Genomic DNA, 24,951 nt, shown 5'->3' on the forward strand with positions numbered 1-24,951 from the left:
ATCCACAATCGCAGTGAAATGGAGAACACCATGAGCCACAACATGCCCTCATCAGAGGTCCTGAACTCGTACTTCGCCCCAGCAGTGGACGCCACTATCGCGGGAATGCGTGCCGGCGACGGCGGACCGTTCGGCTCAACCCTCGTCGACAGTGACGGCAAGATCGTCGTCGCCGTCGGCAACACCGTCGTGCGCGAAACGGACCCCTCTGGGCACGCCGAGATGGTCGCGGTGCGCGAGGCGTGCCGGATGCTGAACACGCTGGATTTGTCGGCGTACACCATGTACGCCACCTGCGAACCGTGCCCGATGTGCGTCAGCGTGATGATGCTCGCGGGCATCAAGACCTGCTATCACGCATCGACGCACGCAGACGCCGCTGCCAACGACTTCAGCGTCGACCACCTGCTCAACTACCTCGACGGCAGCGACAAGGCGACATTCGACCTCGTGCACATCGAGGAGGGCCGCGAGGACTGCGCCGAGATCTGGACGGAGTACCAGGCGCTGAAGGCCTGACCGTGCAACGCCTCATACGTTGTGGTTATTGAGATCACACCGAGGGTCGCACTTCCTTGAGCGCACAATACCGACATTTGATGATTGAGGGTGTGCTGGCGATTTAGTTGACTCGTTGACGTGGCTCAAGAGAGTCCTGAGCGACTTCATATCCGCTAGGTACTGTCGATGTTCGATAGTCGTAGCGGGTCGTGTCCATCTCGATCGCACGGCTACAGATTTTGTCGGAATTCAGCGCGGGGACCCGAGAGTTTTGCTCTGAAGCGAGCACCTCATTGAAGAATCCTAGGGGGTCGCGAGTTTCGAGGTCGACGCTCAGGACGTGACAGACCTACTGGATGCTTCGGCTGGCTTCTCGAGAGACCGGACGTTCACCTACTCCCGAAAGGTTCTCGACACCGGCATCCTTCCGATCATCAACACCGCAATCGCGCACAAGAAAGCCGGCATCGGAATGATCGGCGCCGGCGTCACCCACCCGCCGATCGAGGCCTTCGACAAGGCCATTATCGCCCTCGCCGCGACGTTCGCCGCACACACCTGCCATCGTTAGGAGAAACACATGTCCACTACACACACCACCGCAAACGACCCTCAAGACAGCACCGCACTGGCATCCGAGTTCGAGCATGAACCAGTGCCCGAGAACCGACGAAAGTCCCTACTGACGGTCTCCGCCGTATGGTTCGGATTCCCGATGATCCTTACCAACGCCATTCCGGGCGGCCTGGTCGTGGCGATGCTCGGCTTCTGGCAGGGACTGGGAGCAATCCTCGTCGCGAACCTCATCATGCTCGTCTACGTTGGCCTGCTCAGCTACCGCGCCGGCCGCACCGGGGAGAGCTTCTCGCTGCAGGCCACACGGACCTTCGGCACCGTCGGCTACGTCCTGGCCGCCGGGTTCCTAGCCAGCATCGTTGTCGGCTGGTTCGCATTCAACACCGGTGCGACCGGTGCGACCCTCAACCAAGCGTTCGGCTGGAACGAACAGCTCGTTGTTGTCGTCGCGGGCGCCGCCTTCATCGCCATCACGTACCTCGGCATCCGAGCCCTGTCCTGGCTCGGCGCTATCGCAGCACCTCTCTTCATCGTGGTCGCAGTCATCGCGATCGGAATCGTCGCACAGACGCACGACCTCAGCAGCATCGGGTCCTACGAAGGCATCGGCGGCGGAGCCCTCACGTTCGGCGCCGCGGTCTCCGTCATTATTGCCACATTCGCAGACTCAGGGACGATGACAGCGGACTTCACCCGCTGGTCCCGGAACGGTAAGGAAGCCGTCCTCGCCACCGCCACTGCCTTCCCGGTGGCGAGCGTGATCGCTCAGGTGACTGGAGGGGTCATCGTCGCGGCCGGTGCAATCGTGTCGGCCGACACAGTAGGGGGAAACTTTCTCCCGATCATCACGGACGGGCAGAATGTACTCCTCGGAGGCCTCGCGGCGATCTTCGTCTTCGTCAATCTGGGTTCAGTCTGCGCCCACTGCCTCTATAACGGCGCCCTGAGCTGGTCACACTTGACGCACTCCAAGATGCGAGTCATGACGCTCATCCTCGGCACGATCGGCGTCGCCGCCGCACTCGCCGGAGTCTGGAACCACTTCCTAGACTGGCTCATCATCCTCAGTGTCTTCGTGCCGCCGCTCGGTGGGGTACTGATCGCCGACCAGGTCATCCTCGGCCGCCGCTCCGCAGTGCGAGCAGTCGCCAAGACTCGGCCCACGGCCTTCGTCGCCTGGGGAGCGGGCGCCGCAGCCGGTGGAGCCGCGCATTGGCTTGCACCCGAGTTCTCCGATGCCGTCAGCGGACTCATCGTGGCCATTCTCGTATATGTAATCGTTGAGACCGTTCTGGCACGCCGTTTGGGTCAGCGACATGGAAATCGTCTCTAGAACTCTCCCGTCGCTCCGGCCGTCGCGACGAACAGAATCGCCAGCACGGTGAGGTTGTGGGTGGACCAGGGGCTGATGCCCGTCAGCAGGTGCCAGATCACCACCACCCGCGGATCCATGATCATCAGCCCCCCCCCGGTGGCATTGGCGGTGCGCAGCAGCTCGAGCTTGGCCCTCTCCACCGAGAGGGTGTCGCGCTCCTTGCGCTCCCTGCCCGGGCGTGAACCCGAGCCGTGCGGCACCGGCCGGTCGACGGTCGCGGTCACGAGGCCACCGCCGCAGGAGCATACGCCGCACCGAAACGCTCATCCGCGGCGAACCTGGCAGTGAACTCCGCCACGCTCAACGCCGGCGGGCTCATCCGCAGCATGATGCCCAGCTGGGCTGCGATCGCTACAGCAAACCTTGCAATCAAACTCAATACGGATTCCTAATTACCGAACGCCAGGTGCTGTCGCATCATCGTGGAGTGGGGTGTTCTCGACCATCCTTATTGGATCGAGAACACCCACTCATTCACACGAAGTTGCACGTTGAGCGGTCTCCGAAAATGGTCGTTCCGATGCTAGCCCTGGACCACAACCCGGCGCCGGCATTCGAGCTGCGGACAGAGTACGAGGCATTGTGCACATGAGAGCAATGCGCCCGTCTGGGGTGATGGTAGTCGGACCATGTTCCTCTCGAGGGGTAGTCCGTGCCGAAGCCGAGGGTGCCGCCATCTCCATACAAAATCGAAGCGTTGGCGGCAACTGCTCCGCCACTCGTCAAGCAAGCGGTCAGTGCAATTTCGCCAAGTAGTTACGAGCTCGCAATATGTGTGCCTCCTAGGTCGGCACCACGGCTTGGCCCCAATGCCGCGCAGCGGGGAACTTAACGCCCTGACCGGGCTTAAAGGGTGCATATCCGAACGATCTGTGCAGACGAGTGTGGAAATCTGTGTCGCTAATCGCACCCGAATAAGGCAACGCGACTAATCAGGTCGATGCGCCAAATAGTGATCACAAAACGCCGCCACTCAGCGCCGAGGTGGCAGGAGTGTTACCCAGACGGGGGGAGTGGCCGCTAGATGATCGGCTATCGGACGGCGCTCAAACAATTCTTTGGTCTTCAATCGGCCGTGAAAAGACACTCTCTGAGTGCGCGAAAGTTTTTCGCAGCTCGGCGTCCTTGTTCTCTCGATCGTGGCCATAAGTTTGCCTTGCGCGGCGTTCCGACCGCATCAAGCAATCAGAGCCGACGACTACGCGGCAACGACTGGAGTGTTCGATGAAGAACAAGAACAAGACCTTCTCGCGAATCGGAGCTGTGGCTACGGCCGCTGCACTCGCTCTCGGCACCGCGGGCTGCGCGAGCGGCACGTCCGCCTCGGGCCCGAGCGATGACCGCCCCGAGAACGAGGTCCACATCCTCGTCTATGGTGACGCTGCAGCCTCGGCCGAGAAGGCCGCCGCGGACCGCTTCAACGCAACCAGCGACGTCAAGATTGTTGTGGACAACGGTCCAGCCGCTGGCAGTGACTACACCACTGCGGTCCGTACCTCCCTCGGGACTGCCAATGCGCCCGACATCTTTATGAGCTGGGGTTCGGCCGACATCCAGCAGGCCGTCGACGGCGGTGCGCTGCTCTCCTTGAACGACTTCATCGACGACGATCCCGCACTCCGCGACTCGTTCATCCCCACCGTGTTCGACGAAGAAGTCATCGACGACGAGGCCTATGGCATCCCTATGCGCGGTGTCGCCCCGACGTTCCTGTTCACCAACGAGAAGGTGCTTGCTGACGCCGGCCTCGAGCCGGCCACGTCCTGGGACGAACTGCTCGACCAGGTCGACAAGCTCAAGGCAGACGGTGTCACTCCCGTCGCCCTCGGCGGCGCCGACAAGTGGCCCACCCAGATGTGGTACCAGTACGCCTTCGCCCGCCAGCTTGGTAACGACGACGTCGCAAAGGGCCTCGCCGGCGACGGCGACGTCTGGTCCAGCGACGGTAGCGAGCGAGCCCTCGAAGACATCAGCACCTTAGCCGGAAACGACGCCTTCGGCACCGCCTTTGACTCCGTGGGCTACTCCAACAACGGAACCACCGCCCTGCTCAGCCAGGGCAAGGCCGCCTACGAGCTCATGGGCACCTGGAACTACGCCACCCTCAAGGCCGCAGCGCCCGACTTTGTCGAGAACGATCTTGGCTGGACGGCGTTCCCGTCCATCAGCGGAGGAGAAGGCGAAGACGGCGAGATCGCCGGAAACCTTAGCAACTACTACAACGTCACTGCCGACACCCGCTACCCCGACACCGTCCGCGACTTCCTCAAGGAGCTGTACTCGGACGATTTCCAGAAGGACCAGATCGCCCTCGGCAACCTGCCCCCCACCACCAGCGCTAACGACCTCGTCCAGGCTGATACGACCATCGACGACAAGAACAAGGAGTACCTCAGCTTTGTCTTCGACCTGGTCGAGAACGCTCCGACCTTCCAGCTCTCGTGGGACCAGACCGTCCCCGTCGAGAGCAAGGAGCGCCTGACCGACGCCATCGCCGACTACGCCAACGGCTCCATCGACAGCGAGCAGTGGATCAGCGACATGCAGTCCCTGACCGCCGCATCCGACCGCTGAACACCCCCGAGAAAGAAACTCCCATGACCCGCCTGGCCACCCTTGAGCGCCCCACCAGGGAAGCAGAGAAGACGCAGCGGCGGACGAGCACCACGAAGGGCGGCCTGCTCCGCGCAGGCCGCCCCGGCCTCGTCTGGGCTCTGCCCGCGACCTTATTCTTCGGTGTGTTCGCGCTGCTTCCCCTCGCATTCGCCGTCTACCTCTCCTTCACCTCCTACAACGGCATTCGCCTCAGCCCTCCCCGCTTCATCGGGCTCGAGAACTGGCAACGCCTCATCAGCGACAGCGCTGTCGGCCAGAGCGTTGTTGTCACCCTCACCCTCGTCGTCCTCGCCGTCGTCACCCAGATCCCCCTCGGGCTCCTCACCGGCGTCTGGGCAGCAGGCCCGCGGCGCGGCCGCGCCGTCGTCGTGGCCCTTTACTTCATCCCCCTTCTCATGTCGACAGCTGCCGTCAGCGTGGTGTGGGGGGCACTGCTCGACCCGAACTTCGGACTGCCCAGTGCCCTGCCCTGGCTCTTCGGAGACGGCAACATCCTCGGCAACCGCACCAGCGCACTCGTTGCGATTGCCTTCATTTACCTCTGGGGCGCATCGCCGCTCTACACGCTGATCTTCCAAGGAGCCGCCCGCTCCGTACCTGCCGTGCTCTACCAAGCGGCACAAATGGACGGCGCCGGCCGCGTCCGGCAGTTCTTCTCGATCACCGTCCCGCAGCTGCGGAACACGATGATCACCTGCACGATCCTCATCGTCGTCGGCACCTTCACCGCGTTCGACATCATCCTGATCCTTACCCGAGGTGGGCCCAGCGGCGGAACGTCGATTCTGCCCTACCTCATGTACGAGCAGGGTTTCATCTCCTACGACCTCGGCTACGGCAGCGTCATCGCCCTCGTCCTCGTCGTCCTCGCTACGATCGTGTCCGCCGTAATGGTCCGAGTCACCGGCTACGACAAGATGGCCGGCACCCAGGAAGGTCTCTGATGCACACTCGAGCAAATCTGCCCGGCGGCATCCTCGCCGGCCTTTGGCTGCTGATCATCCTGCTGCCCGTCTACATCATGGTCAGGGCAGCATTGGAGAGCCAGGGTGCCTACACCGCCGGCGGTCCCTTCGCCGCCCCCTCCGAATTCACCTTCAGCAACTTCGGGCTGGCTATCCAGATGGGCTTCGGACGGTTCCTGTTTAACGCCGCCATCATCACCATCGGAGTCGTCGCCCTCGTCGTCGTTCTTGTCCCACCGCTCGCGTTCGCCATCGTCCGAAGCGGAAGCTCCTGGGTGCGACGCGTTTTCCGGCTCATGCTCTTCGGCCTTGCGATCCCCGCCCAGGTAGTCGTCATTCCGCTCTATTACCTGATCGACTCCCTCGGGCTCTACGACACCCTCCTCGGCGTCATCCTCCCGACCGCGGCATTCGTGATCCCGCTGACAACCCTCATCCTCACCGGCAGCATGCGCGAGATCGGGGGAGAGCTGTACGAAGCGATGGCACTCGACGGCGCCAGTTCTGTTAGAACCTTCCTGACGATGGTCCTGCCGTTGTCACGCAGCGGCATCGCCACGATCGTCGTTTACTCAGCCCTCAACGCCTGGAATGGGTTCCTGCTGCCCCTGATTCTCACCAGGTCACCCGAGGTCACCGTCGCCACCGTCGGACTGAACGGGTTCCGCTCCCAGTTCAGTGTCAACATCCCCGGGCTCATGGCTGCGGTAATACTCACGATCATCCCGATCTTCGTGGTCTACCTCTTCGCACGCCGCTCCCTCGTGGCCGGCCTCACCGGAGTGGGAGGTAAGTAATGACCCACGTCGACGGCGACCACGTCCGACGAGCCGAAGGCGGCCGACGGACCACGATCAACGACGTCGCTCGCCGCGCGAACGTCTCCATCGCGACCGTTTCAAAGGTCGTCAACGGCCGATCCGGTGTCGGCGATGACACCCGAACTCGAGTCGAAGAAGCAGCAGAAAACCTCGGCTACCTCAGCGTCATCGAACGAGCCTCCTCCCTCCGCAGTGCTGGGGAAGGGACCATCGAGATGCTCGTCGAACCGGGCGACGTCTCCAACCCCTACTTGTCGATGTTGCTGGGCGGAGCACTCGAGACTGCAGGAATACTTAACACCGGGCTGCTCATGAGGCCCATCGCCAGCATCGCCGATACCCCCCGCGCCGACTGGGCCCAATCCCTCGTCCGCGCCGGTCGCATCGGCGTCATCGAGGTCACCAGCCGGTACTCCGCGCAACGCGAAAGGGCCTTGCGCGCTGTTGGATTACCGATGATCCTCATCGACCCCATCGACCAGCCCCGCCCCTCGACGCCCAGCATCGGCGCCACCAACTGGGCCGGTGCCTACGAGGCCACCAACCATCTCTTGGCACTCGGGCACCGGAAGATCGCCTACATCGGTGGCCCCCCAGGTGCGAACTGTGACGTCATTCGCGCCCACGGCTGGGCCGCCGCCATGTCCGACGCTGGGATCTCCGTCGATCTTGGTGCCGTCCCGCGCGGGGCGTATTCCTACGAGCACGGATGCCGCTCCACCGAGATCCTTCTGGCGGACAAAGTCCCGCCTACCGCGATCTTCGCTGGCAGCGACATCTCTGCCATGGGCGTCCTCGAGGCCGCACGACGTGCCGGCCTCTCCGTCCCTGTCGACCTCAGCGTCATCGGATTCGACGACACTTATCTCGCCCACACCGCGACACCCCCGCTGACCACGGTGCATCAGCCCATCGCCGATATCGGCCGCACCGCCGTGTCCAGCATCATGCGTCTCGCCGCCGGTGACTCCCTCGCAGCGAAGCGAGTCGAGCTCGCCACGTATCTCGTCGAGCGTGCCTCGACCGCACCTCCTTCGCGCTGACCCTTCCTGACTTGATCAGCCCGCCCTAACCTCGTTGTCCCCGGAGGGATCACTTATGAGTACTGCCATTACTACCCACCCCTGGCACGACACCACCCTCAGCGCCGCGGATCGCGCGAACGCTCTCCTGACCGAACTGACCTGGCGAGAAAAGATCCAGCAGCTCGTCTCAGTTTGGCCCGGAGCCGAAGGAGCCAGCGGTGACGTCGCCCCCATGCAGAGCAGCCAGAACCAAGCAGCATCCTTCGACGCCGCCATCGTCGACGGTATCGGCCAGATCACTCGCCCCTTCGGCACCACCCCCATCGACCCGACCGACGGAGTCGCGCGACTGGCCGAGTTGCAGCGCGCCGTAATGAATGCCAACCGGTTCCGCATCCCCGCAGTTGCCCATGAGGAATGCCTCACCGGGTTCACCGCCTGGCAGGCCACCGTCTACCCGACCCCCCTCGCCTGGGCTAGTACCTTCGACCCCGACCTCATCCACGAACTCGGAGCCCGCATCGGAACCGACCTCGCGTCGGTCGGTGTCCACCAAGGGCTCGCACCCGTCCTCGACGTCGTCCGCGACCACCGTTGGGGACGTGTAGAAGAGACCCTGGGCGAGGACCCCCACCTCGTCGGAGAACTCGCCACCGCCTACGTCCGCGGCATCCAGTCCGCCGGCGTCATCGCGACCTTGAAGCATTTTGTCGGTTACTCTGCCTCCCGCGGCGCCCGCAACCACGCCCCCGTGTCCATGGGGCCACGCGAGCTCGCTGACGTCATGCTGCTTCCCTTCGAACGCGCTGTCATCGAGGGCGGAGTGCGCAGCGTTATGAACGCCTACACCGACATCGATGGCATCCCTGCCGGAGCTGACCGCGACCTCCTCACCGGTGTGCTCCGCGACCAATGGGGCTTTACCGGAACCGTCGTCAGCGACTACTGGGCCGTCCCATTCCTGGCCAGCATGCACAAGATCGCCGCCGACAACACCCACGCCGGCAGGCTCGCCCTCGAGGCCGGCATAGACATCGAACTCCCTCACGCCCTCGGGTTCGACGAACGCCTCGCAAACGACTCCGAAGGCCGGCGGCTCGTCGACCAAGCAACACTCCGGGTACTCACGCAGAAGGCCGAGCTTGGTCTCCTCGACGCAGACTGGCAGCCACAGAACACCGGCGACCGCATCGACCTCGACAGTGCCAACAATCACAACGTCGCACGGCAAATCGCCGAGAAAAGCATCGTCCTGCTCCGCAACGACGACCACCTCGTCCCAATGACGAACGCGCCGCATCGGATCGCTGTCATCGGTCCCGGCGCCGACGATGCACGCTGCTTGTTCGGCTGCTACTCCTTCCCGAACCACGTCCTCCCCAACCACCCCGACCTGCCCATAGGAATCGACGCCCCCACCGTCCTCGACGCGCTCCGCAAAGAGTTCCCGAACAGCGAGATCACCTACGTCCGGGGCGCTGACCACCTTGACTGCTCCACAGACGACGTCGAGACCGCCGCCCAGGCCGCCGTAGCTGCGGACCTGACGATCCTCGTCATCGGCGACCGTTCCGGCATGTTCGGCCACGGAACATCGGGTGAAGGATGCGACGTCGTCGACCTACGCCTGCCGGGCGGACAAGAAGTACTCGCCGAAGCTGTCCTGGCCCGCGCCTCACAGGCCGTGCTGGTCGTCCTCTCCGGGCGTCCGTACGCCATCGAACGCTTCGCTGAGGCGGCCACGGCGACGATTCAGACGTTCTTCCCGGGCCAGGAAGGCGCCGCCGCCATCGCCGGCGTTCTCTCTGGACGAGTCGCTCCAACTGGCCGGCTTCCCGTCCAGGTACCCGGCGACAACGCCCCGCAGCCGAGTACCTACCTCGCCGCCCCGCTCGCGCTCAACAGCGACGGCGTCAGCAACATCAACCCCAGCCCTGCCTACTTCTTCGGTCACGGACTCTCCACCACCATCTTCGACACCTCGCAAGCCACCGCCAACACCACAACCATCTCGACCGACGGCACCGTCGAGGTAACGGTGCAGGTCACCAACGTCGGCTTGCGGGCAGGCACCGCAGTCCCGCAGCTCTACCTCAGCGACCCCGTCGCCTCCGTCGCCCGGCCCGTCCGACGCCTCATCGGCGCCGCCCGCACCGCCCTCGCCCCCGGCGAAAGCGTCGAAATTGTCTATACCGTCTCAGCCGACCTCGCCAGCTTCACCGGCCGCGACGGAACACGCCAGGTCGAACCCGGAACCATCATCCTTACCGTCGCCGACTCCGCCGGCGACCCCGGAACAGCCGTCGAAATCGACCTCACCGGCCCAACCCGGAGCGTCGACCACACCCGCGCTCTGTCCACTACCCACGCCATCCACGCCCTCGTGCCCTAACTCCGCATCACCCTTCGACCGCCGCACCGGGCTGAGCCCGGTGCGGTGTCCGTCGTGGGCGCTCGACGGGACGCCCGCCTCAGCACCGAGGGGGCTGCACGAAAACCTTTCCGAACCCCCCCCCACGAACGCCTCCGACAGGAGAAGGTTTGGAGGGTCGAAGTCGACTCATAAGCGAAAGGAACTGCAATGGTGCAGTCATTCACCCGGAAGGCCATCGCGACCGCGACGGCCGTCGCCGTCTCAGCCGGGCTCGTCCTCGTCGGGGCAACCGGAGCTGCGGCCTACCAGCCGAGCCCCGGGAACGTATTCACCGCCACGAACGCCGCAGCCTGCAACAAGAACCCATGCGTGCTCTACCCCAAGTCCGCACAGCTGCCCAGCGGACGCGTCCTCGCCGCCTTCGAAGACAGCCAGAGCCAGGTCGTCGGCCAAGACCTCCCCATCCACGCCAGCGACGACCAAGGAACCACCTGGCGGGCCCTCTCCAACGTCCAGGCCCCCGCCTACGCCTCGAGCGACAGCCGCTACGCCAAGTACACCAGCGCTTGGACAAACCCCTACCTCTACGTTCTCCCGCAGGACGTCGGCAACCTCAAGGCCGGCACAGCCCTCCTCGCCGTCGTCGTCTCCGGGGACGACGAGTATGCCAAAGAGCAGAAGGCGGCCGACCCCAACTGGCGCCCTACCGGCGACGGCGACCGACGAGACCTCGCCATTGCCCTCTATTCGAGCACCAACGAAGGCGCCAACTGGGGCCTCGTCAACGTCATCGCCACCGGCGGATGGCAGGGAGGTAGCGCCAGTGCCATCGGCCGCACCTCCGCCACGAACACCACCAAGCAGGTCGACCCCGTCTGGGAACCCCACCTCGTCGCCCGCGACGGCCAGCTGATCGCCTACTACTCCGACGAGAACGACTACATTGGCTACAACACTCAGACCGGTGTCCCGATCATCGACCCCAACAACGCCACTGCTCCCGACTCCTACGGCCAGGTCCTCGTTCACAAGACTTGGGACGGACGCACCACCGACTGGAGCCAGCCCGTCGTCGACGTCGCCGGCCTCACAGAGAACCGCGGCAACGGCAAGACCCAGATCGGCGGCGGCCGACCCGGCATGACCACAATCGCGCCCACCACCGACGGCCGGTACCTGCTCACCTTCGAGTACTTCGGTGGCGGACAGAACACCCGCTACAAGCTCGCCGACGACCCTCTGCGCTTCTTCGCCGACGGTGACCCCGACGGCAACGAAATCGCCCAGCTCCCAGTGCCGGCAGGGCAGGGCGGACTCTCCGACGGCGGCAGCCCCGTCCTCACCTCCTTCCCCGACGGCCGAATCGTCTTCAACGCCGCAGGAAGCGGCAGCGTCTGGGTCAACGAATCCGGCCGCAGCGACGGTCAGTGGAAGGAACACCAGACCACCCTCCCCGGCGGCTACAGCCGAAACCTCCAATACCTCGAAGGCACCGGCCGGCTCCTTGTCCTCCAAGCGGCCTGGGCGGGCGGCAGCGTCGGTCCCGTGAAGCACGCCGACGTCGACCTCGGTCGAACGACCTCCACCTACTCCACCCTGATCAACCGAGCGACAGGTCAGGCCCTCAGCCCCCAGGCTGGAAAGACGCAGGACGCTCGATTCACCGGGGATGTTCCCGACGTCATCACCCGCGACCAGTCCGACAGCGACGCCCAGCAGCGCTGGAGCCTCGAGCAGAAGGGTTCAGCAGTCACCCTCCTCAACAAGGTCGGCGGACGGTCTCTCGCCATCTGGACCGGAACACCCTCGTCCGGCCAAAAGGTCGCGCAGTGGGTCGACGACGGCGCCACCGACAAGCAGTGGACCCTCGTCGCGAGCTCCGACGGGCGTCAAAAGCTACGTTCCGTGGCCGACCCCTCGCTCTACCTCACCTCCACCGGTGCGAACGGGGCCGTCGAACTCCGGCCGCTCCTGAGCGCAACCAGCAACGCCTCAGCTGACGACAGCCAGGAGTGGCAGGTCACGCAGGAGGCCAACACCGTCGGTGTCACCTCGAGCATCCGCGGCACATCCTCCGGCCGCTGCCTCGACGTCCCCAACGGGACCCTTGGCGTGCAGCTGCAGGTCTACGACTGCGTAGGCAACGCAAACCAGCGCATCACCCCCACCGCCACTGGCGAGCTCCGCGTCGGAGACCGCTGCTTGGCCGCAGACGCCAACGGCACCACGCCTGGAACGAAGGTGATCCTTTGGACGTGTAACGGGTCGAGCAGTCAAAAGTGGTCAATACGCCTAGATGGGTCAATCATCAACCGTTCCAACGGTCTCGCTCTCGACGTGACCAATCGGGCAACCGCAAACGGGTCGCCCGTACAGCTGTGGCGGGCACTCGGAACACCGAACCAGACCTGGGCGCGCGTCTAACGCTCACGTCCTCCTGAACACGCAATCGGCCTCGCCGGTGCGCTCGAAAGGGGCGGCGCCTATGGAGGCGGTCGCCTCCGCAGCGATCAGTACTTGATACAGAGTTTCGGTCGTGACGCGGATGCGGCTGGTGGCATCGGTGAGTTTGTGTTCTCCCAACAGGTTGCACAGGTCAGACTGGGCAAGGTGTTTTTTCCCACACAGGTTGTGAGCGTGGCGTGAGCTAAAACGTTGAGGACCTCCGGCATCGATTGGGCTGCCACACTCAAGCCGATGCAACGGAGGTCCTCAACTCATACGCTACTCATTCCAACGCGCTGCTGACCCCAGAAGGTCTGCTGAAGCTGATCCAACTCGTTCTGGATGGTGAAGAGCTCCGTTCGATCGTGCGCCAACTCACCGCGAAGTCGGTGTGGCTCGAGTTTTGTTAGGGCACAGTCAGCCGCGGGCGATCGCGACCGCGTCGGCGACCGCCGACATGCTGTACACGTTCATGAACAAGGGGCCAGGTGCTTCGCTCAGATCGGCGGTAGTTAGTTCACCCGTGTCAAAGGGAATGAGCCCAGCGTCGACGACTAAGCGCGCCACCGTGTCCTTGGCCTCGTTGTTGTCCCCGGCTATGAATATGACGGAGGGAGTCTGGTTGATGGCAACGGCGGCCTGATCTACCGACAAATTATGTAGGGCCTTGACCACAAAGGCGTCCGGGAACAAGTCTGCGACCTTCGCCGACGAAGTGTTGGTGCCGAGATCGACCAACCCAGTGCGCTCTGGGTTGAAAGGATTAGTGGTGTCGACGACCACCTTTCCTGATGCTGGACCGACGAGCGCTGCCGCGTGCGCAATCAGCTCGAATGGCGGCGCGAAAACGACCACGTCCGAAAATGCTGCCACCTTCTCCACCTCAAGCACGCACGCCAACGAACCTAGCCGGCCGACAAAATCTTCGAGACGGCCCAAATCGCGCACATAGCTGAACGCGACCTCGTGGCCTCGCTTCACCCACTGCTCGCCGTACAGCTTGCCCACGTTGCCCGCGCCTACAATTCCGATCTTCATTTCCGCTCCCAACCCTGATCACTTCGACTATCGAAGTGAAGCCGAAGCTATCACTTCGAATATCGAAGCGCAAGCGATAGTGTGGCTTTATGTCAACCACCCCTCTTCCAGGAAGACCTGCCAAGGGTTCGCGAACAGGGCGGCCGCTGTTCGCGCTGCTCGACTTGATGACGCGGCGATGGAGCATGAGAATTGTTTGGGAATTGCAGGGCCACTCGCTCACGTTTTTGGAACTTCAACGAGAGTGCGACGGGATGTCATCTTCGACGCTGACTCTCCGACTTCGTGAACTCACTGAAGCGAAGCTGGTCGCCCGTCAGCACGACGGTTCATACGAGTTGTCCTCGCTTGGAGCCGCTCTACCTGCGGCGTTCGGGCCGCTTGTTTCCTGGGCGGAGGAGTGGGCGGACGCTACAGCAGCTGATCACTCGGTGACGCAGGGCCGAGAGCGTTCGAACTCCGACGCCTCTCCGACCTCCGAATAGGCGCCCCGGGCGCCATCGGGAGGTCGCGTCGGGTCCGGTTCGGTCAGGAACCCCTGGAAGAATGCGCGGATGTTGGCGCTGACGAGTTCGGGTTCCTCTTTAGCCGTGAAGTGACCACCGTGGGGGAGCACGGCGAAGCTTCGGATGTCGGTGTACGTGCGCTGGGCAAGTTCACGGGGGTATCCGAGGTCTCCTGTCCCGACGGCGATGCCGGTCGGGACGTGAACGGCGCCACGCTTCTCGCGGTGCCGCAGGTGGTAGTAGGAGCGGAATGACGACCCAATGGATTGAGTGAACCAGTACAGCGAAATCGTCCGCAGAAGGTCGTCTCGAGAGAACTTTTCATCAAGAGTGAGTTCCGTCGGGCCGCTGCGTCTGTCGCTCCACGAACGAAACTTTTCGAGAATCCAGGCGGCAAGCCCGGCTGGCGAGTCATTCAAGGCGGCGGCGACCGTGTCGGGGCGGGTGCTTTGCAGATGCGCATACGCGGTCTCGTCCTCCCATTCCGCGTCGAGCCATGCAATGAAGGCGTCTTCTGCCGCGGAGAGGTCTTTCCGGTCGTCAACCGGGGGCACCGCGGGGTGTGTGACGAAGATACCGAGCACTGAGTCCGGGAAGAGTGACGCCAGGCTATGACTGACGGAGGCGCCAATGTCCTCACCATAGGTGCCGTACCGGGCATAGCCGAGGACATCTGTCATCAGCTTATGTATCGTTCGCGCCGTACTAGTGTCGGTGAAAAATCCGGTGGGGGCGTCGGAGAACACGAATCCGGGTAGCGAGGGGATGACGAGGTCGAAGTCGGACAGGTGAGTGACGAGTGGGAGCATCTCGGCAAACGAGTAGGGCCATCCATGGCTAATGACAAGAGGTACGGCATGAGGATGGGATGACTTCACGTGAACAAAGTGGACTGACTGGGAGTCGATGTCAGCAGTGAATTGCGGGAATGAGTTCAACCAGCGTTCCTGAGCGCGCCAGTCAAACTCGGCTTCCCAGTAGGTCACGAGATTCTGCAAGTAAGACTGCGGAACTCCAGCAGCCCACTCCGTCCCAGGCGTTGCCTCCGGTAAGCGTGTACGAAGAAGCCGTTCCCGTAGATCAACAAGATCCGACTCTGGCACCGAAATGTGGAAACTCTTCATCGCAAAACTCTACCGATGGACTAGTCCCGCCAACTCTTGCAGCCCACCGAAAAGTCACTCCCGTCGAGATATCCAGTGGACCGCAGTTCGCCGTCTCTCTGACAACCTAGGGCGTTGACACCGACCCTCCCGATCTGCCTGACGCCGTGTCCGCCTCCGCCGACAACACCACACAGCCCACGCTTTCAACTGCAATCGAGTACAACTGGTTAACGAATTCCCCCCCAACAGCCACAACCATAAGAAGGAAAACTACGCAATCCAACCACTCGGCTCTTGGCTTCTTCGTCGCCTTGGCGTTGCAGGGTTACCCGTTGTTGCCATTGCATTGTTCGCCTTTTCGACCACCTGCCACCAGCATGGAGGCCATGGATGGTCCGGAAGCCGCTCTCCCTAATGCCTGAATGCCACCGTTCCGAAATTCCTGATTCACGGCGACTCCCGGCCGCAATGCTGTGTTCGCCACCGCGACGATGCCCCACCATTCTTTTACGTCTCCTATCCCATGGGTTGCGAGGCGTCTAACCCAACCGGTCGAAGGCTGATCAAATGATGGGTTCGTGCGCGCGATGGTTATCTGTTGCGTCGGGTGATCGCCGAGTTGGTACCGCGGGGCAGCGTGTTCGTCAACGACCATCTCGTTAGTGTTGCCAGATGACCGAATATCGCGCTGTTTTCGATGCAGAGATCGTGTTTTCGAACGAGGGTGGTCTTCAGGCCCAGGGGTTCCGGGTCGACGTGCCCGGCCCTGATGTGAGCAGTGAAGAAATCGCCCGACTGTTCGTCACTTCGCTTGATCTGCTCATGACCGAAAGCGCCGTTGTAAAGAACGTCCGGATCATCGAAGAGGCACACAAGGGCACGAGGGGTGGTCCCGGAGACCCGCGACGCCCTGTCTGATCCATTAAGACTAGCCGGATTCACCGCAGTGATACTTGCGCTACCAAGGGCAGGAGTCGAACGAGGAAGCAGCAGACCAGAACTAGGGTGCCGACCACAGCGAGGCTCACGAGCATGCCGCCTACGGATGCCTCATCGGCGCTGGCGAAGAACACGGTTGTGATCGCGGCGCTTCCGGCCGCGTTTGCAAGCTGCTGCACCGCGTTGAGGGCTCCGCTGGCACTGCCGGTCTCGTGCTCGTCGATTCCGCCGAGGGCGAAGTTGAAGATCGTGCCGAAACACGCGCCCATGCCGAGCCCGATGAGTACCAGTGGGGGGACCAGGGCCCAGGGGCCGATCGCCGCTCCTGCAGCCGAGGGCTGCTTGCCTTCAACTTTCCGGTAGTTCAGGCAACGGGTGGGTAAAGAGGTGCCGGACAGTACCCCAGATTTCAGGCGGTTTGGTTAGTTGTGGTGACGTGGTGTCGGATGACTGTGGTCAGCGGCTGAATTGTCAGTTTGATCAAGGGGCATTCGTGTTCTCGGGTGTAAGAGTCGACGCTGACGGCAAGTTTGTGGCGAGTCCACGATGTTCGGGGGCTGTAGGGGTTGCGGTCAATGATCTCTGGCGCTCCCAGATGAGTGGTGAACTCGTTGGTCAGGGCGCCGTACCCTAGCGAGATGGTGGGGCCGGTGGCGGTGGTGTCCGACAGATAGACGCTGAGCCCGATCCCGTGCGGGGGACAGGTCGTCCAGGCACCCCAGATGTCTAGTTCGGGGCAGTGCCAACGCGCGACCCGAACCGCACGTTCAGTGTGCCGATGAGCGAGCAAAACGTCGCAGGAATGCCTCTCGAGAAGCGCAATTGCGTCGAGTTCCAGGACAGGCCACGTGTCAGAGAGTAACGAGTCGACCAGGTCGAAAATTTGACGGGGCGTAGCGGCGGTGCTCATCGGGCACCGCGGCGTGAGGTGAAGCGGTTGCGTAGATTCATGAGCACCCCCACACGCGAGTGGGCCCCCTGCTCAACTCGCGCTTTCACATAGCTGACACCCCGGACGGGCCAATGTCAATATTTCGAGCCGGCGTACTGGAGGGCGAGGAGCCACGCCGTGCGTCGTGAATCAAAGTCGAAATCCGGCTGCGTCGATCAGTTCGAACCTTAGATCTCGTTGGGCGTCGTTGACACGGATTTGCGATACTGGCGCGGCACGAAGACCCAGAGACACCGAACTCTCACCAGGCGCAGCTTGCCGCCAATATCGACCTACAAGTCAACGGAGCGCGCGTCAAATTCAGTTTCCGTACCACTGGTGATGAGCTAGCCGAGGAGGCTCCCTTTCGAGTTGATGAAAACACAGTCAGCGCCAGTCGGCCAACGCCCCTGCCAAGCTTCTGCGTGAACGCGCGAGGAGACCACGGACAGTCGATACCGGGATATCGAGTTCATCCGCAATGAGGGCGTGACTGCTGTCGGAGAACTCGCGCATTAGCCAGGCGCCGCGCTGGTTGGTCGGCAGGTTGGCAAGGGCTAGGGCCAATGCCTCATTTTGGAGCAGCGTTTCGACGACTTTGAAAGGCTCGGTATCGAGAATTTCTGTTGTGCCGTCGTCATCCTCGGCAGTCTCCGGAACGTTCCTGCGCATGCGGTCTAGGCATTTATTGCGGACCACACGCATCAACCAGGCCTTCACGTACGCGCCATCATTAAAGGTTGGTAGCTGTCCCAAGAAGTTATGAGGGTCTCCTGCACGATATCGTCAGCATCGGCAGACGACTTCAGGATCCTGACGGCGTAGCCGTGCATCAGATTCCGATAGCGGCGCACTAAGACCTCGAAAGCGACCAAATTCCCGCTCGTCGCGACGGCAACCAAGACGCTATCCGGTTCGTCTTCGAGGAGCAGCCGGCCGACGTCCGCAGTATCGAGTTGCTCGATCGCTGGCGGAAGGACTCACTGGTTCGGACTCCTGATTTCGATCAGCTGAATTCACTCTTGAGTATACGGACACAATGCGGCCTAAAACGCTGGCCAAATGCCAATTTTGGGACGATTCCGTGAGTAAGGTAGTGACGCTGAGGAACGCCTTGGTTTGCCGGCACCGCTACTTGCGCTCGACCGCACCGACGGTGAGCGCGACCAGCTTGCGAACCCACTCGGTGGTCTCAGTGGGCTCTGTTCTTCGCCTCGAGCAAGGACCTCACCACCCAGTTCGAGTACGCCGTCGACCCCGAGGTCGGGGTCTTCGAGCTGCATGTCGTGGCGCACGCCAGGGAGGCGTCTACACGTTTTGTGTGGCTCGTATTCATTGCTATTTGGTTTCTAGGCCACTGGTCCAGATCGCCTGCCGCCTGCAGAATTTGAGAGGCCGTGCTCGCGGCCTAGGGCGGCATTCGTCATCTCAATGCCGATTCCTGACCGCTGTATCCACGACCGAGAAATGAACCATGATGACCTTGCACTCACGCCGCCTCGCACTTTTTGCCCTCTTCGCCCTGCCCGGTCTGGCGATCTCTTCGTGGGTTACTCGGACGCCAGCCATCCGGGATCTGCTGGGCGCGACGACATCGGAGATGGGCTTGATCCTGCTCGGCTTGTCTGCCGGGTCGATGATCGGCATCCTCGCGTCCGGTCCTGCCGTCGCGCGCTGGGGAGCGAGGCCCGTGATGCTCGCGGGTACGATCGGGGTCATCCTGAGCATGCCGACGATCGGCGTCGGGGCAGCCTCGTCGTCGGCTACAGCGACGGTCATCGGCCTGTTTCTCTTCGGCTTGGGGATGGGAGGCGGGGAGATTGCGATGAACGTCGAGGGCGCCGACATCGAGAAGACCATTGGCCGCCCCGTGCTGCCCGCCCTGCACGGCTTCTTCAGTTTGGGCACTCTCGTCGGTGCTGGTGCGGGCATCGCTTTCACCGCGACTGACGTCCCGGTGTTGTGGCACTTGTCGGCGATTGGGGTCGTCGCCGTCGTCATCATGGGTGCAGCTGCTCCGCGTATCCCGCGCGCAACCGGGCAGGTTCCCCGAGGAGCGGAACCCACGGCGGCCGCGGCGCCTCGGTTGCCTCTGTGGCGTGACACGCGTCTTCTCCTTATCGCTGCCCTGGTGCTCGCGATGGCGCTTACGGAGGGGACCGCGAGCGATTGGCTCCCCTTAGTCATGGTCGACGGCCACGGTTTCGACGCCACATCGGGGTCCGCCGTGTACGCCGGATTCGCTGCCTCCATGACGATCGGCCGCTTCATCGGCGGGTCGTTTGTCGCCCGTTTTGGCCGGGCGCCTGTTCTGCGAGTCGGTGTTCTCAGCGCCGTAGTGGGCATGGCCCTGGTGATCTTCGTTGACAGTCAGGTCGCAGCAGTGGCTGCCGTCGTCCTCTGGGGCCTGGGCGCGTCCTTGGGCTTCCCTCTGGCGTTGTCCGCCGCAGGAGAAGGGGATGGAGACCCCGCCAGGCGCGTCGCCTTCGCGGCCACGGTCGGATACGTGGCATTGCTCGTCGGGCCGCCGGTCATCGGGTTCCTCGGCGACCACTCCAGCCTCAGGACGGCACTGATCGCCCCGCTCATCCTGGTCGCGGCCGCTGCATTCATCACCCCTGTCGTCAGGCCTCCCGAGACTTTGACCGATCGTGCTGGGTCGCCTTTGCCTGTGCGTGCGGCGGGTCGCTGACCCGGAGCGGTTGAAGCGGACTGTCACGCCCGGGCGTCGAACCGGCGGCGATAGCTCGACGGCGTGCTGCCGAACGCGGCGGCGAAGTTCTGGCGCAGGGTAACGGGGTTGCCGAATCCGCAGGACGCGGCGATCTGATCGACCGAGAGTTCCGATGTCTCGAGAAGTCGTCTGGCTTCATCGAGGCGGCGAGACCTCACCCACGCGGCGGGTGTCGCCCCTGTGGCGTTACGGAAAGTCCGTACGAAGGTCCGGCGGCTCATGTGCGCCGCGGCCGCGAGGCGGTCAACTCCAAGATCCTCTCCGAGATTTTCCAGGGCCCAGGTCGATGCGACGGCGATGGGGTCGGCTGCGGCTTGGTGCGCCAGGGGCCGCTCGATGTACTGCGCCTGCCCGCCCTCCCGATGCGGTGCGACGACCAAGCTTCGCGCGACCCGGTTCGCCGCTTCGGCGCCGAGGCGCGTCCGGACTACATGCAGGCACGCGTCGATGCCGGAAGCGGTACCCGCCGACGTCATCACGTCGCCGTGATCGAGATACAGCACGTCCGCGTCTACGGTGACGTTCGGATGTCTCCGGGCCAGGTCGCCGGCGGCGTGCCAGTGTGTCACCGCACTTCGGCCCTCGAGAAGGCCGAGGTCGGCGACGGCGATCGCCCCGAGGCACAGCCCGACGATCGTCGATCCGCGACCGTGGGCGCTGAGAAGCGTTGCCCGGAATGAAGGCCGGATCTTCCGGCCGTCGTCGATCCATGAGGGGACGACGACCAAGTCGGCGTCGAGGACAGCGTCAAGACCCATAACCCGGCCCAAGGTGTACCCCTCGGCAGTGCGGATCGAGCCCGCGCGGTCGGAGAACAGAACTGTTTCCCACTGGGCCAGCCCCTGCCGGGTCACCTCGTCGAAGACCATCTGCGGCACCGAAAGATGAAACATCGGGACACCATCGAATGCGTAGATCGCGATCTTCACAGAAACCCTTCCTCTGGCCTGATGCCATCGTAATGCTGCACACGGGCCAGTCGCGGAGGCGGCGACAAGACCGGTAGCGTGGAGACGTGCCCCATCCAGTTGTTACCCCAACGCCCACTTCCGCTGACATGACCACCGCCAAGGCCGTGTTCATCGATTTCGATGGGACATTCGCTGATCGAGGAGTCATCCCACCAGCTCACGTAGAAGCCGTTCGTCGTGCGCGGTCCAACGGACACAAGATATTCCTGTGCACGGGCCGACCGAAATCGATGCTCGCTCGCAACGTGCAGGCCGTCGGATTCGACGGCCTTGTCGCTGCCGCTGGCGGCTACATTGAGGTTGACGAGCAGGTCTGGTCTGACCAGCGGTTTTCGGCTGACCTAGCAGCGAGAACGATCTCCGTCCTCGAGAAATACGACGTCACCTTCGTCCTCGAAGCACCCACCGCGATCTTCGGGCCGCCCGGAAGTCGCGAGCGGATTCACGGGATTCTCTTTGGAGCCTTTCCCGGCGATGGCCAGGGGCCGAGCGACATCCTCGCGTCTCTTCAGATACCCAACGACCTCAGCAATTGTTCGTTCGGTAAAGTCACAATTTTCGACTCCAGAGTGCCGGTTCCCGTCCTCGCGGAAGAGATCGGCACCGATATCGCGGCACTTCCAAGTTCCATCACGGGGCTGAAGGAAAGGGCGGGTGAGCTTTACATCCCCGGCGTTGACAAATCGGTCGGTATCGCCGCTGTCATCGCTCGATTCGGAATCGACCAAAGCGACGTCGTTGCCATCGGGGATGGGGCAAACGACCTTGAAATGCTCGCCTTCGCTGGTACTGCTGTCGCCGTTGAAGGATCCCCGAAAGCGTTGCTCCGGCTGGCCGACCTGGTCATCCCAGGCCCTGACCGTGAAGGAATAGCCTTCGGCTTCGATGCTCTCGGCCTGACACGTCCAGAAATCCGACCAGTTGGTCCCGACGCGGAGGAGCCTGAGCGCGTCTGGTAGAGGTGTCCAGGCCGTCTCCACGTCAGACCGAACACCCCCACGAGAACCGGCTTTCACCATTGATACGCGAGGAATTTTCCCTCTATGGTCACCCGGACTCGATCGCCGTCGGGGTGAGCAACGCGGCCGAGTTCGACATTGCAATTGATCGCGCTCATGATCCCGTCACCGAATTCCTCGTGAATGAGTTCTTTGATTGCGGGGCCGTAGACCTGGAGGAGCTCGTAGAACCGGTAGATCGTTGGATCGCTCCGTAGCGAGTCGTCTGCTGTGCGGTAGGGCTGACGCTGCATCGCTGTGACGGCGTCGTCCTCCAAGCCCAGCAGCTCAGCAACGGCACGTGCCTGGTCGGCCGGAATCGGGTGGAAGCCTAGGATCGCGGCCGCGGTCCACACCGGTGGGCGGGAGATAGCCGACGCGAGGTCCTCCCAAGTGAGCCCAATTTTGAGGCGCAGTTGGTTCGCCAGCTCTCCCGCCTCACGCTTCTCCATGCGTTATCTCGCCGTCGTAATAGTCGTTGCCACGGGAAAACTCGACGAAGGTGCAATCGGTTTCTCCTACGGCCCACGCATCGTGTTCGGGCGGGAGCAGCATCACGTCACCGGTGGAGAACTCGGCATGCTCACCGTCTCTCATCTCGACGGCAAGGGTTCCGGCGGTAACGAGGGCTACGTGTGGCAGCACGCACAGATCGGTGCCCGCATATTCCTTGAGGTCCGCGGACCAGCGCGCGCCAACGTGGAACGTGATCTGCGTGACCTCCACACCATTCAGGCTCGCCGTTCGCTTAGCGATGCGCCCGTGGACGTCCGGTTCAAGTTCGGACAGAGTGGCCTTCTGCATGGACGGGAAGTAGGTCATGTTGTTTCGCTTTCTCTAGGTTGCATTCATTTCAGCTGAAAAGAGCCGGGACCGACAAGCCAATTTGCGCAGGGCACGAGGCCGGATGCGAACGAGCGGCGCGCAGTAACACCAGCGACACAGAAGGGAAAGAAGGCGGAAATTTTCAGAGCGTAGCTTGGAGCCGTGCCCTGCAGAGTGCAGCGTTCACTATCTGGGGGCGGAGGGAAAATAGGTGGCTCTCTCAATTCAGCCGGCGCCGGGTGACGCTGCCGACTACGCGCTGCTTCAGGCCATTGTCGAGGCGGCCCCCGACCCGTTGTGGGTCATCAGCGACGACGGGTCGGTTGCGCGGACGAACACCGCGGCGGCCAGGCTTCTTGGATATGCCGATCCTGACCAACTCGTGGGATTGCCTAGCCACGCGACTCTGCACCACCTTCACCCGGATGGATCCACGTACAGTGCCGAGGACTGTCCGATTGTGCATAACGGTCACAGTCGTGCGGCGCAGGCTCCGGAGCTCTTCCTGAGTCGCACGGGTGAGATCGTGCCCGTCATCTGGTCGATAAGAAAGCTGAAAGTAGGCGGCGCGGCGCTACTCTCTTTCGCGACAAGCGAGTCTTTGGCCGAGAAGGCCCGCTTTCAACTCGCTCAAGGCGAGGACGCGGTCAGGTCAGCCGCGCGGCGCCTCGGGATAGCGCCCACCCGCACAGCTCTCCGATCCGAGATGCTGCGCCAGATCAGGGAGCACTTCGCCGATCCAGATTTCAATGCGCTCTCGCTGGCCGCGAACAATCACATCTCGGTGAGGACTCTGCAGATGATATTCGCGGCAGCGGGCACGACTCCAGCAGCCACTATCCGGGGGGTACGCCTCGAATTCGCGCGCCACCTCATCGACCGCGGTAGCACCGTGCAACGCGCAACGTTTGACAGCGGATACCGAGAGCCCAGTGCGTTCGCCCGCGCTTTCCGGCGCCAGTACGGCGTACCACCCTCCCAGCACTCCTCCTCGCGCGCCCCAGACGATAACGAGATTGAGGACGACGGAGGGTGGTAAAGCCCACAGCCACTGGTGTGGGGCATTCGTATCGAACGGAAAACCAAGATGCGTCGGATTGACAAGCCTCGAATTGCCCCGGCCTGGCCGAAGACCGGCGCCCTCGGTCGCTGTGTTGGCCTCGACTATTCAGCGATCAGGCACAGGCGAGCGAGGAGAACGTCGGGGATTGGAACCTCAGAGCCGCGGCTGCTGTGTGGCGGCGTCCGGGGCGGTCGTTGTGGTGGGGGGAATGATGTCGTTGGCGATGAGCCCGGCACGGTATTCGGCGGTCATACTGCGAAGGACCCCGACAGTGGACGCGTAAAGAGTACGCAGCCGAGACTCTCGGGTTCGTGAACTCACAGTGCGGCTACTCGCTGGGCGCCGAGGACGGCGGAGCTGCCGAGGTTGTCCTTCGCTAGCGCGGAACCCTCGGCGATCGCATCGGTCCAGGCCTGGGCGGTGGCGACTGCGGCAAAGTTAGAGTGCAACAGCGCCATGAGGGTCGTGTGCACGGTCTTCGCGTCGGCGAAGCCGGCATCGTTGGCGATGTTGATGGACCCGGTCGCGTCCGAGAGGACTTCGGCGGCCAGCCCATGGGTCTCGGACTCGGCGGCTGAGGCGATGATGCAGTTGTTGGTCATGTAGCCCGCAAGGGTGATCGTGTCGATGTCGTGCTCCCGCAGCCAGTTGAGAACATCCGTGCCGGCGAAGACGGTGCCGAACTGCTTCGTCACGGACTTCCACGCGGGACTCTGGCGGCGCGCGATCTCGGGGTGCAGCGCGAAACCGTCCATCGTCGGGTTGAAGACTGGTGCCTCGTCGCCAGCACTGTGCTGGATGACCGCGATCGGAATTCCTGCGGCGGTGGCCGCGTCGATGGCGGCGGTGATCCTCGGCAACGAGTCCGCGTGAGCGGGGAATTGAATTTCCAGCGGTCCGCTGAAGTACTCCTGCTGCACGTCAACGAGGATTAAGGCGCGACGGGGTGTGTTCATAGTCTTGACTCCTGAAATTTGAGCGACATTGTCTTCGCTCATCCATGGTCACGTCCTCCGCCCCGGCATGCCATTGGCTCGCACGACACAAGGCGATGAATTTAGGCCAACCGTTGAAGAGCTGAGTGCTGCGCCCGTATGCGTCCGACGATGCGCTTTATCCCAGGGGATCGCGGTGCACGGGGG

26 protein-coding genes are annotated in these 24,951 nt (G+C 63.0%); 14 read left to right on the forward strand and 12 right to left on the reverse strand.

Annotation, left to right across the window (positions count from 1 at the left end; all coding sequences use genetic code 11):
* The first annotated feature begins 30 nt into the window (after positions 1-30).
* The 3 genes from C3B61_RS09960 (at position 31) to C3B61_RS09970 (ending at position 2,410) form a co-directional block, all read left to right on the forward strand.
* Positions 31-519, forward strand: a complete 489-nt coding sequence (locus tag C3B61_RS09960; protein ID WP_208858801.1) for a nucleoside deaminase — start codon at positions 31-33, stop codon at positions 517-519.
* A gap of 322 nt (positions 520-841) precedes the next feature.
* Positions 842-1,072 (forward strand): hypothetical protein, encoded by a 231-nt coding sequence (locus tag C3B61_RS09965; protein ID WP_103460474.1) that lies wholly within the window; start codon positions 842-844, stop codon positions 1,070-1,072.
* A 9-nt stretch (positions 1,073-1,081) separates the two neighbouring features.
* The gene (locus C3B61_RS09970) at positions 1,082-2,410 is read left to right on the forward strand and encodes a purine-cytosine permease family protein (protein ID WP_103460475.1); all 1,329 of its coding nucleotides are present in this window, start codon (positions 1,082-1,084) and stop codon (positions 2,408-2,410) included.
* On the opposite strand, the gene C3B61_RS09975 is transcribed toward C3B61_RS09970, so the two are convergent.
* The 3 genes from C3B61_RS09975 to C3B61_RS20275 form a co-directional block, all read right to left on the reverse strand.
* Entirely contained in the window at positions 2,407-2,676 is a 270-nt protein-coding gene (locus C3B61_RS09975; RefSeq protein ID WP_103460476.1) for a hypothetical protein, read from the reverse strand. The two genes, C3B61_RS09970 and C3B61_RS09975, sit on opposite strands and share 4 nt — an antisense overlap.
* Entirely contained in the window at positions 2,673-2,831 is a 159-nt protein-coding gene (locus C3B61_RS19690; protein WP_165791146.1) for a hypothetical protein, read from the reverse strand. The genes C3B61_RS09975 and C3B61_RS19690 overlap by 4 nt, the downstream gene beginning before the upstream one ends.
* A gap of 95 nt (positions 2,832-2,926) precedes the next feature.
* Entirely contained in the window at positions 2,927-3,196 is a 270-nt protein-coding gene (locus C3B61_RS20275; protein WP_103460477.1) for a lactococcin 972 family bacteriocin, read from the reverse strand.
* A 480-nt stretch (positions 3,197-3,676) separates the two neighbouring features.
* Between C3B61_RS20275 and C3B61_RS09985 the strand changes: the two genes are divergently transcribed.
* The 6 genes from C3B61_RS09985 (at position 3,677) to C3B61_RS10010 (ending at position 12,677) form a co-directional block, all read left to right on the forward strand.
* Complete coding sequence (locus tag C3B61_RS09985; RefSeq protein ID WP_103460478.1) at positions 3,677-5,026, forward strand: ABC transporter substrate-binding protein; 1,350 nt, start codon at positions 3,677-3,679, stop codon at positions 5,024-5,026.
* 23 nt (positions 5,027-5,049) lie between these two features.
* Entirely contained in the window at positions 5,050-6,012 is a 963-nt protein-coding gene (locus tag C3B61_RS09990; protein ID WP_103460479.1) for a carbohydrate ABC transporter permease, read from the forward strand.
* On the forward strand, positions 6,012-6,830 hold the full coding sequence (locus tag C3B61_RS09995; protein ID WP_103460480.1) for a carbohydrate ABC transporter permease: 819 nt from the start codon (positions 6,012-6,014) through the stop codon (positions 6,828-6,830). Before C3B61_RS09990 ends, C3B61_RS09995 begins: the two co-directional genes overlap by 1 nt.
* On the forward strand, positions 6,830-7,897 hold the full coding sequence (locus C3B61_RS10000; RefSeq protein WP_103460481.1) for a LacI family DNA-binding transcriptional regulator: 1,068 nt from the start codon (positions 6,830-6,832) through the stop codon (positions 7,895-7,897). Before C3B61_RS09995 ends, C3B61_RS10000 begins: the two co-directional genes overlap by 1 nt.
* A gap of 55 nt (positions 7,898-7,952) precedes the next feature.
* Positions 7,953-10,271 (forward strand): beta-glucosidase family protein, encoded by a 2,319-nt coding sequence (locus C3B61_RS10005; RefSeq protein WP_208858802.1) that lies wholly within the window; start codon positions 7,953-7,955, stop codon positions 10,269-10,271.
* A 189-nt stretch (positions 10,272-10,460) separates the two neighbouring features.
* A complete protein-coding gene (locus tag C3B61_RS10010; protein WP_103460482.1) occupies positions 10,461-12,677 on the forward strand; it encodes an RICIN domain-containing protein in 2,217 nt (738 codons plus the stop codon).
* Between the two features lie 438 nt (positions 12,678-13,115).
* Here C3B61_RS10010 and C3B61_RS10015 read toward each other — a convergent pair whose 3' ends face one another.
* The gene (locus tag C3B61_RS10015) at positions 13,116-13,736 is read right to left on the reverse strand and encodes an NADPH-dependent F420 reductase (RefSeq protein ID WP_103460483.1); all 621 of its coding nucleotides are present in this window, start codon (positions 13,734-13,736) and stop codon (positions 13,116-13,118) included.
* A 167-nt stretch (positions 13,737-13,903) separates the two neighbouring features.
* Between C3B61_RS10015 and C3B61_RS20210 the strand changes: the two genes are divergently transcribed.
* The gene (locus tag C3B61_RS20210; protein ID WP_341866767.1) at positions 13,904-14,221 is read left to right on the forward strand and encodes a winged helix-turn-helix transcriptional regulator; all 318 of its coding nucleotides are present in this window, start codon (positions 13,904-13,906) and stop codon (positions 14,219-14,221) included.
* On the opposite strand, the gene C3B61_RS10025 is transcribed toward C3B61_RS20210, so the two are convergent.
* On the reverse strand, positions 14,161-15,366 hold the full coding sequence (locus C3B61_RS10025) for an epoxide hydrolase family protein (RefSeq protein ID WP_103460485.1): 1,206 nt from the start codon (positions 15,364-15,366) through the stop codon (positions 14,161-14,163). The genes C3B61_RS20210 and C3B61_RS10025 overlap by 61 nt on opposite strands.
* A gap of 654 nt (positions 15,367-16,020) precedes the next feature.
* Between C3B61_RS10025 and C3B61_RS10030 the strand changes: the two genes are divergently transcribed.
* Positions 16,021-16,266 carry a hypothetical protein gene (locus C3B61_RS10030; RefSeq protein ID WP_103460486.1) on the forward strand — a complete coding sequence of 82 codons (246 nt, stop codon included), beginning with the start codon at positions 16,021-16,023 and terminating at the stop codon, positions 16,264-16,266.
* Between the two features lie 20 nt (positions 16,267-16,286).
* Here C3B61_RS10030 and C3B61_RS10035 read toward each other — a convergent pair whose 3' ends face one another.
* From C3B61_RS10035 to C3B61_RS20280, 3 genes are all read right to left on the reverse strand, one after another.
* Complete coding sequence (locus C3B61_RS10035) at positions 16,287-16,556, reverse strand: hypothetical protein (RefSeq protein ID WP_103460487.1); 270 nt, start codon at positions 16,554-16,556, stop codon at positions 16,287-16,289.
* A gap of 1,049 nt (positions 16,557-17,605) precedes the next feature.
* Positions 17,606-17,974, reverse strand: coding sequence for an RNA polymerase sigma factor (locus tag C3B61_RS10045; protein ID WP_279628296.1), 369 nt, complete (start codon positions 17,972-17,974; stop codon positions 17,606-17,608).
* Positions 17,935-18,072: an RNA polymerase sigma factor gene (locus C3B61_RS20280; RefSeq protein WP_425266416.1), complete on the reverse strand. Its 138-nt coding sequence runs from the start codon at positions 18,070-18,072 to the stop codon at positions 17,935-17,937. The genes C3B61_RS10045 and C3B61_RS20280 overlap by 40 nt, the downstream gene beginning before the upstream one ends.
* Before the next feature lie 620 nt (positions 18,073-18,692).
* Between C3B61_RS20280 and C3B61_RS10055 the strand changes: the two genes are divergently transcribed.
* Positions 18,693-19,910 carry an MFS transporter gene (locus C3B61_RS10055; protein ID WP_103460491.1) on the forward strand — a complete coding sequence of 406 codons (1,218 nt, stop codon included), beginning with the start codon at positions 18,693-18,695 and terminating at the stop codon, positions 19,908-19,910.
* 23 nt (positions 19,911-19,933) lie between these two features.
* Here C3B61_RS10055 and C3B61_RS10060 read toward each other — a convergent pair whose 3' ends face one another.
* Entirely contained in the window at positions 19,934-20,881 is a 948-nt protein-coding gene (locus tag C3B61_RS10060) for a GlxA family transcriptional regulator (RefSeq protein WP_165787979.1), read from the reverse strand.
* A 128-nt stretch (positions 20,882-21,009) separates the two neighbouring features.
* On the opposite strand from C3B61_RS10060, the gene C3B61_RS10065 reads away from it, so the two are divergent.
* On the forward strand, positions 21,010-21,882 hold the full coding sequence (locus tag C3B61_RS10065; RefSeq protein WP_103460492.1) for an HAD hydrolase family protein: 873 nt from the start codon (positions 21,010-21,012) through the stop codon (positions 21,880-21,882).
* A gap of 53 nt (positions 21,883-21,935) precedes the next feature.
* Here the strand turns inward: C3B61_RS10065 and cynS are convergent, their stop codons facing one another.
* Positions 21,936-22,373: a cyanase gene (cynS, locus tag C3B61_RS10070; protein ID WP_103460493.1), complete on the reverse strand. Its 438-nt coding sequence runs from the start codon at positions 22,371-22,373 to the stop codon at positions 21,936-21,938.
* Positions 22,360-22,743, reverse strand: coding sequence for a cupin domain-containing protein (locus C3B61_RS10075; RefSeq protein WP_103460494.1), 384 nt, complete (start codon positions 22,741-22,743; stop codon positions 22,360-22,362). Before C3B61_RS10075 ends, cynS begins: the two co-directional genes overlap by 14 nt.
* A gap of 214 nt (positions 22,744-22,957) precedes the next feature.
* Between C3B61_RS10075 and C3B61_RS10080 the strand changes: the two genes are divergently transcribed.
* The gene (locus C3B61_RS10080) at positions 22,958-23,785 is read left to right on the forward strand and encodes a helix-turn-helix domain-containing protein (RefSeq protein ID WP_103460495.1); all 828 of its coding nucleotides are present in this window, start codon (positions 22,958-22,960) and stop codon (positions 23,783-23,785) included.
* A 341-nt stretch (positions 23,786-24,126) separates the two neighbouring features.
* Here the strand turns inward: C3B61_RS10080 and C3B61_RS10085 are convergent, their stop codons facing one another.
* Positions 24,127-24,765: an isochorismatase family protein gene (locus tag C3B61_RS10085; RefSeq protein WP_103460496.1), complete on the reverse strand. Its 639-nt coding sequence runs from the start codon at positions 24,763-24,765 to the stop codon at positions 24,127-24,129.
* Between the last annotated feature and the right edge of the window lie 186 nt (positions 24,766-24,951).

The sequence above is a fragment of the Cryobacterium zongtaii genome (assembly GCF_002909375.1).
GTDB lineage: Bacteria > Actinomycetota > Actinomycetes > Actinomycetales > Microbacteriaceae > Cryobacterium > Cryobacterium zongtaii.